The sequence below is a fragment of the Terrabacter sp. P5_B1 genome (genome assembly GCF_056400505.1).
In genome coordinates, this window is sequence record NZ_JBFULD010000223.1 from 1 (window position 1) to 6,990 (window position 6,990).

Consider the following 6,990-nt stretch of genomic DNA (forward strand, 5'->3'; position numbering starts at 1 on the left):
GTCGCGGAGGGCCGAGCGGAGYGGCGCCGTGCTGTCGACGCTGACGTCGAGGCGACGATGGTCGGCGCGGACGACACCGTGGGCGGCGGCGGCGAGCCCGGCGATGAGCCGCAGCGAGATGCCGGACACGTCGGGCTCGGCGTCGCGGGGACGCCCCGTTGCTGGCAAGTCACCCTCGGGTGCGATCGGATCGTTGGCAACTTTCACCATGAGCGCACCCTACCCAGCGTCGATAGCGTCGCGTCAGCGGTCCGCGTCTGCGGGTCCATCACCCGGCGGGAGGCGCGGATGGGCGACGGTCTCAAGTCGACGTTGCTGCCCGCCGCTGTGTCGCCGCTCGTGGCCGCTGAGGTGGCCGGTGCGCCCCGGCGGTGCCGGGTGCTCGCGGCCTTCCCGACGTGCCTCTACGTCGACCTCGGCGCGCACGAGCGTGTCCTCGCCGTGCTCGCCTCCGACGCCGTCGCCCTGCCCATCGGCATCCGTGTCGCCCTGCCGTCGTCCGAGGTCCGCTGGGGCGTCGAGCCCGGTGCGCATGTGGTCGTGGGTGAGGGTCGCGTATGCCTGCCGCGGGCGGACGTCGTCGCCGTGCGGTCCCTGCGGCCGGGGTTGGTGCGGCCGGCGGCCCGTGGGGGTGGGGCTGCCGCGCTGCCCGAGTCCGGCGTCCTTGGTGACCTCGCGCATGACCTGACCGCAGCGGCCCTGGCCGGTCGCTCGGCCGACCCGGGCGTCCGCGGCCTCGTCGGCGTCGGTCGCGGGCTGACTCCCAGTGGCGACGACGCGCTCTGCGGGGTGCTGCTCACCTTGGCGGCGGTCGACGCGCCGGAAGTCCGGCTCGCCCGGGCCGCCGTGGTCGATGCCGTCCGCAGCGTGCTGTCGCGGACGACGAGCCTGTCGGCCGCGCTCCTCGTCGCGGCTGGGGAGGGGTATGCCGTCCCGGACGTCGCGCGCCTCGTCACCCTCGTCGCTGGGGCCGGGTCGCTCGGCCGGAACGACCGGACCGAACCCACCCCTGGCGCGAGTTCCGCCGGTTCGATCCGGCCGGTCGGACCGTCTCCCGAGATCACCAACCTCACCGACCTCACGGAATGCACCCACCTGGTCGGTCGGGTGCTCGCCATCGGGCACTCGTCCGGCCGAGACCTGCTCTCCGGCGTCAGCGGTGCGCTCCGTGCCGTCGATGCCCTCGCGTCCCCCTCCCGCCAACACCCCCACGAAGGAGCCCACCGTGGCTGACCACGTCGAGCTGAGAACCGGCGCCTACTTCGACTCCGTGACCCTGATGCAGGTCTCGCGCACCGTCGCCGCCGCCCCCGGGGTCGAGGCCGCCCAGGTCGCCATGGCGACCGAGCTCAACCTCGAGGTCATCCGCGGCATGGGCTTCGACGTGCCGGACTCGGCGCCGAACGACCTCGTCGTGGCGATCCGGGGCGACGWGGCCGGCATCGCCGCCGGCCAGGCAGCGCTCGACGCTGCCCTCACCCAGAGCCGCTCTGCGGCCAGCGGAGCCGGAGGCTTCGGGGAGGCCCCTGCGGCCCGGACGCTCGGCGGCGCGATCCAGCGGTCCGGCGCCGACCTGGCGCTCGTGTCGGTGCCCGGTGAGCACGCCGTCGCCGAGGCGCTCGACGCCGTCCGGGCCGGCATCTCCGTCATGGTCTTCTCCGACAACGTCCCCGTCGAGGACGAGGTCCGCCTCAAGGACGCCGCGGCCGCCGCCGACGTGCTCGTCATGGGGCCGGACTGCGGCACTGCCGTCGTCGGGGGTGTGGCGCTCGGCTTCGCCAACGTCGTGCGCCCGGGCTCCGTCGGCCTCGTCGCGGCCTCGGGCACCGGGGCGCAGCAGGTCATGTGCCTGCTCGACGCGGCCGGGGTCGGCATCAGCCACTGCCTCGGGGTCGGCGGCCGTGACCTGTCCTCCACCGTCGCCGCCCGCTCGACCAAGCAGGCGCTCGCCGCCCTCGCCGCCGACCCGGAGACGAGCTCGATCGTGGTCGTGTCCAAGCCCCCCGCTCCCGAGGTGCTCGCCGACCTCGAGTCGTATGCCGCCACCCTCGGCAAGCCGGTCCACTGGGCGACGCTCGGGGCGGGCCGTCCCGACCTCACGGCCGCGGTCGAGTCGGTCCTGGCGGCGACTGGCCACGACGTGCCGGCGAGCTGGCCCACATGGGGTGCCTCGGATGCCCCCTCAGACCCGGAAGTGCCTGCTGTGCACGGTGATTCGCTGCGCGGGCTGTTCTGCGGCGGCACGCTTGCCGACGAGGCGATGCTCGTGGCCGGCGCGGTGCTCGGTGACATCAAGTCCAACATCCCGCTCCGGCCCGAGCTCGCTCTCGGGGCCGACCTGCGCGACCCCGGGCACGTCGTGCTCGACTTCGGCGACGACGCCATGACGGTCGGCCGAGCCCACCCGATGATCGACCCCTCGCTGCGGCTCGATCGGATCACCGCCGAGGCGGCCGACCCCACGTGCGGCGTGCTGCTGCTCGACCTCGTGCTCGGTCACGGCGCTCACGCCGACCCCGCCCCGGAGCTCGCCGAGGCGGTCCGCGCGGCTCGGGCCACGGCGAGCGCCGACGGTCGTCGCCTAGACGTCGTCGTCTCGCTCACCGGCTCGGAGGGCGACCCCCAGGGCCTCCGGACGAGTGCCGAACTGCTCGTCGCCGCCGGTGCCGTCGTGCTGCTCTCCAACGCGGCGGCCACGCGCGAGGCGCTGCGCCTGCTCGGCCACGACGTGACGGCGCCGGCGAGCGCGACGGGCGACACGGCATACGCAATCGAGCAGGCGGACCGGGGCGACGCGGGTGCCGAGCCGCTCCACGGACTGCTCTCGCACGACGTCTCGGTGGCGTCAGCCGGCGTCTCGCTGTTCTCGGATGCCCTTCGGGCGCAAGCGGTCTCGGTCACCGAGGCGGCGTGGCAGCCGCCGATCGCCGGCACGGCCACAGACCTCGCGCGTGTCCTCGCCGACTCGCGCCGCGACGCCGCCAACGCCGAGGCGCTGCGCCGGATGACGGCTGCCGGCGCCGACCTCGTCGACGTGCGCCCCGCGCACGAGGTGCTGGGCCTCGAGCGCGGGACCTTCCTGCACGCCGGTCCGCCGATCGAGTTCGCCCGCGCCTCAGGGCCGCTCAAGGGTGCGCTCATCGGGGCCATGCTCTTCGAGGGCCTCGCCGACACGGCCGAGGAGGCCGAGGCGAAGCTCGAGCGCGGTGACGGCATCACGCTCGAGCCGTGCCACCACCGCGACGCCGTCGGCCCGATGGCGGGCGTCATCAGCCCGTCGATGTGGGTCTACGAGCTGCGCGACGAGGTGCACGACAACACGTCGTGGTGCTCGCTCAACGAGGGGCTCGGCAAGGTGCTGCGCTACGGCGCCTACGGGCCCGAGGTCATCGACCGGCTGCGGTGGATGAACACCGTGCTCGGCCCGATCCTCCAGCAGGCCGTGCGTGCACGCGTCGAGCAGCAGGGCTCCATCGACATCAAGGCGATCATCGCCCAGATGCTCCAGATGGGCGACGAGGGCCACAACCGCAACCGCGCCGGGTCGCTCATGCTCCTGCGCGAGCTGCTGCCGACGATGATCACGGCCGACGCGCCGTCGACCGACATCGCCGAGGCGGTGCGCTTCTCGGGCGCGAACGAGCACTTCTTCCTCAACCTCGGCATGCCGGCCTGCAAGCTGAGCACCCTTGCCGCGCATGGCATCCCGGGCTCGTCGATCGTGACGACCATGGCCCGCAACGGCACTGACTTCGGCATTCGCGTGTCCGGCACGGGCGACGCGTGGTTCACCGGTCCGGCGAACACGCCCGAGGGGCTCTTCCTCGGCGCCTACGGCCCGGACGACGCGAACCCCGACATCGGCGACTCGGCGATCACCGAGACGGCCGGCATCGGCGGCTTCGCCATGGCCGCGGCGCCGGCGATCGTCAAGTTCGTCGGCGGTGACGTGCCGTTCGCGCTGCGGGCGACGCAGACGATGTACGAGATCACGGTGGGGGAGCACACGGCCTACCAGGTGCCGATCCTCGAGTTCCGCGGGACGCCGACCGGCATCGACGTCGCCGCGGTCGCGCGGACCGGCATCCTGCCCCAGATCAACACCGGCATGGCCGGCCGCGTCGCCGGCACCGGCCAGGTCGGGGCTGGTCTCGTGACGCCCCCGGAGCAGTGTTTCACCCAAGCCCTCACGGCCCTCGCCGCCGCCACCGAGGAGCCCTGACCGACAAAGTCGAGTGCCCACTTCCCAACCACTCGAGTGCCCATTTCCCGACGGCCCCAGTCCCACTCGAGTGCCCATTTTCCGACGGGCCCAGTCCCACTCGAGTGCGCAGTTCCCGACGGGCACAGTCCCACTCGAGTGCGCAGTTCCCGACGGGCCAGCCGTATGCCGTCACGCCAGTCCCAGTCGAGTGCGCAGTTCCCGACGCCTCTACCAAGCAGCCCTAGCGCGCCAGCGGTCGTTGCGCGCGATAGCTGCGTCGATGGCATGCCGCGAGAAGAAGTGCGGGTCCGTGTCCTGAAGGGTCAGGGCCGGCTCCGGCACACCTAGCTCAGCGGCGAACCGGCGAATGATGTCCCACCGCGCTTGGCACGTCGCCATGTCAGCCGCCCAGATCTCGATGACCAGCCAGCCGTCGTCCCCGAAGCGAGTACGGCGAACATCGTCGTGCGCCTTCGCTCCGTCCCGGAATGGAACTCGGCGCCTTGGTACTCGCCGATGAGGCGCACCTTCCGGCCGTCTGGAAGGTCCAACTGCCAGACGAGGTCGCCGTAACCGAGGAGGACCTCGGAGTTCCACGAGGGGAAGATCGGCTTGTTCGGGGCCGGCTCGGGGAGTCCGGCCCGCACGAACATGATCCGGGCCTGAGTCTCGCGAGGCGACCAGGAGTTCACGCGGATGAGCTCCAAGGCCTCGGTCAGCAACGCCTTCCCTCGCGGACGAACGCGCCGGCCCAGTGCGCGCCGGAGCGGATCGACGCTTTCCAGGACCGTGGCGCAGGCGTCGCCCACGACGATGGCGTCATCAAGTCCCATCGGCTTGCCTCGGCCTACGAGCTCGCCCAGGTCCACCCAGGTGTCGGCCAGGCCGACGACCGGTAGCCCATGGACCGTCGTCCGCGCCCGGGCATGGACCGCGCGATGACCGACGACGTCCTTTCGGCGAATGTGCGGCTGGTCGATGCGCCGGATGACGTGGAGCCGGTCGTCCTCCTCCAGGGCGTAGGACAAGGGGAGGCCGTGAAGGAGCGCCGCAGTGATGTGCGAGAAGGCCGCGCTGTCGGGCAGGGCGCAGACCAATGCCTGGGCTCGCTCGATGAGATTCGTGGGTGGGGTGAGGCTTCGAACTCCACGGAAGGGTCGGTCCAGGCACTCGGAGGCGAGCTGTCGTTCGGTGAAGCCGAGCGCTCGGCCGTGGGCGACGGTGAACGGCGCAGAGGGGAGTGTCAGGACCATGCATCGACGGTGCCCCGGCCAACGAGCGTCACGGGCAGACCCGAGTCGAGCTGTGGACGGACCCGGCCCCGCCCACGGGGATGTGGACAACGGCCGTCGGGAAGTGGGCACTCGACGGGGTGGGTCGGTGCCCTGTCGGGAAGTGGGCACTCGACGAGAAGGGCGGCTCGCCCGCCGGGACGACCGGGTGCGCTGTCGGGAAGTGGGCACTCGACTGGAGGGGTCCTGGGCGGCCTCGGCTTCGCTCTGCGCGAAGGGGGAGAAAATGGGTGGGGCGCTGTCGGTGCCCGCACCTAGGGTGGACAGGCCATGCGAGACTTTCCGCCCGACGTCAGGGCCTACACCGACCGCGGCGCCGACGCGCCCGACACCCGCTCGCCGCGGGCCTTCCTCTGGTGGACGGTGCGGCAGAACGGCGGGCTGTTCTGGGCCGGCCTGCTCGTCGCCSTCATCTGGATGGTGCCGCAGACGATCGGGCCCTGGATGGTCGGCCGCGCGATCGACACCGGCATCGTTGCGGGCGACTCCGCGTCGACCACCCAATGGGTGCTCGCCCTTGCCGCCGTCACCGTCTTCGGCGCGGCGAGCGGCATCGCCTTCCACACCGTCATCGTGCGCGAGTGGCTCATCGCCCTCTACGGCACGACCAAGCTCGTCACCCGCAAGGCCCTCCAGCTCGGTCACGTCCTGACCCGACGCACGCCGACGGGCGAGGTGCTCTCGGTCTCGGGCAGCGACGGCGACCAGTTCGGTGCGCTCATGGAGATCACGACGCGTGCGATCTCCCAGCTCGCGGCATACCTCGTCGTGGCGGCCATCGTCCTCAGCACGTCGGTCCGCATGGGCGTCCTCGTCCTCGCGTCGGCGCCGCTGCTCGTCCTGCTCGGCATGCCCCTGCTCCGACCGATGCAGCGCTGGCAGGGCGTCGAGCGCTCGCGCAACTCGGAGCTGACCTCGATGGCGACCGACATCGTGGGCGGGCTGCGCATCCTGCGCGGCATCGGCGGCGAGGAGACGTTCGGCGGCAACTACGCCTCGCAGTCCCAGCGCGTGCGCCAGTCGGGTGTCGCGGCCGGGCGGTGGCTCGCCGCCGTCGAGTCCGTCGGCGTCCTGCTCTCGGGCGGTTTCGTCGTGGCCCTGATGTGGCTCGGCACGCGCGAGGTCGTCCAGGGCCGGCTCACCGTGGGGCAGTTCGTCAGCTTCCTCGGCTACGGCCTCTTCCTCATCCAGCCCATGCGCACCTTCGTCGAGTTCGCCCAGAAGTGGACCCGCTCGGTCGTCTCGGCGCGCAAGGCGATCGCCGTCTTCTCGCAGAGTCCGCCGTGGATCCACCCCGACGAGCCGGCCACGCTCGACACGCACGCCGAGATCGTCGACTCCGAGTCCGGGGTCACCATCCGCCCGGGCATCCTGACGATGGTCGTCTCCGCGGTGCCCGACGACTCGGCCGCCCTCGGCGACCGTCTCGGCCGCTACCTGCCCAGCGAGGAGGGGGCGCTCGTCAGCGACGAGATCCCCGAGGACCTCAAGGGG

General features: G+C 72.3%; 4 protein-coding genes and 1 pseudogene. 3 read left to right on the plus strand and 2 right to left on the minus strand.

Annotation, left to right across the window (positions count from 1 at the left end; translation table 11 throughout):
• Positions 1-210, minus strand: a pseudogene (locus AC1DP0_RS15225) (hypothetical protein); the annotation flags it as partial.
• 78 nt (positions 211-288) lie between these two features.
• Between AC1DP0_RS15225 and AC1DP0_RS15230 the strand changes: the two are divergent.
• Positions 289-1,233, plus strand: coding sequence for an oxamate carbamoyltransferase subunit AllH family protein (locus tag AC1DP0_RS15230; RefSeq protein WP_478085583.1), 945 nt, complete (start codon positions 289-291; stop codon positions 1,231-1,233).
• Positions 1,226-4,222, plus strand: coding sequence for a bifunctional FdrA/YlbE family protein (locus tag AC1DP0_RS15235; protein WP_478085587.1), 2,997 nt, complete (start codon positions 1,226-1,228; stop codon positions 4,220-4,222). The genes AC1DP0_RS15230 and AC1DP0_RS15235 overlap by 8 nt, the downstream gene beginning before the upstream one ends.
• Before the next feature lie 326 nt (positions 4,223-4,548).
• Here the strand turns inward: AC1DP0_RS15235 and AC1DP0_RS15240 are convergent, their stop codons facing one another.
• On the minus strand, positions 4,549-5,457 hold the full coding sequence (locus AC1DP0_RS15240) for a hypothetical protein (RefSeq protein ID WP_478085589.1): 909 nt from the start codon (positions 5,455-5,457) through the stop codon (positions 4,549-4,551).
• Between the two features lie 309 nt (positions 5,458-5,766).
• Here AC1DP0_RS15240 and AC1DP0_RS15245 point away from each other — a divergent pair.
• The coding region (locus AC1DP0_RS15245) for an ABC transporter transmembrane domain-containing protein (protein ID WP_478085592.1) at positions 5,767-6,990 on the plus strand (1,224 nt) is incomplete at its 3' end.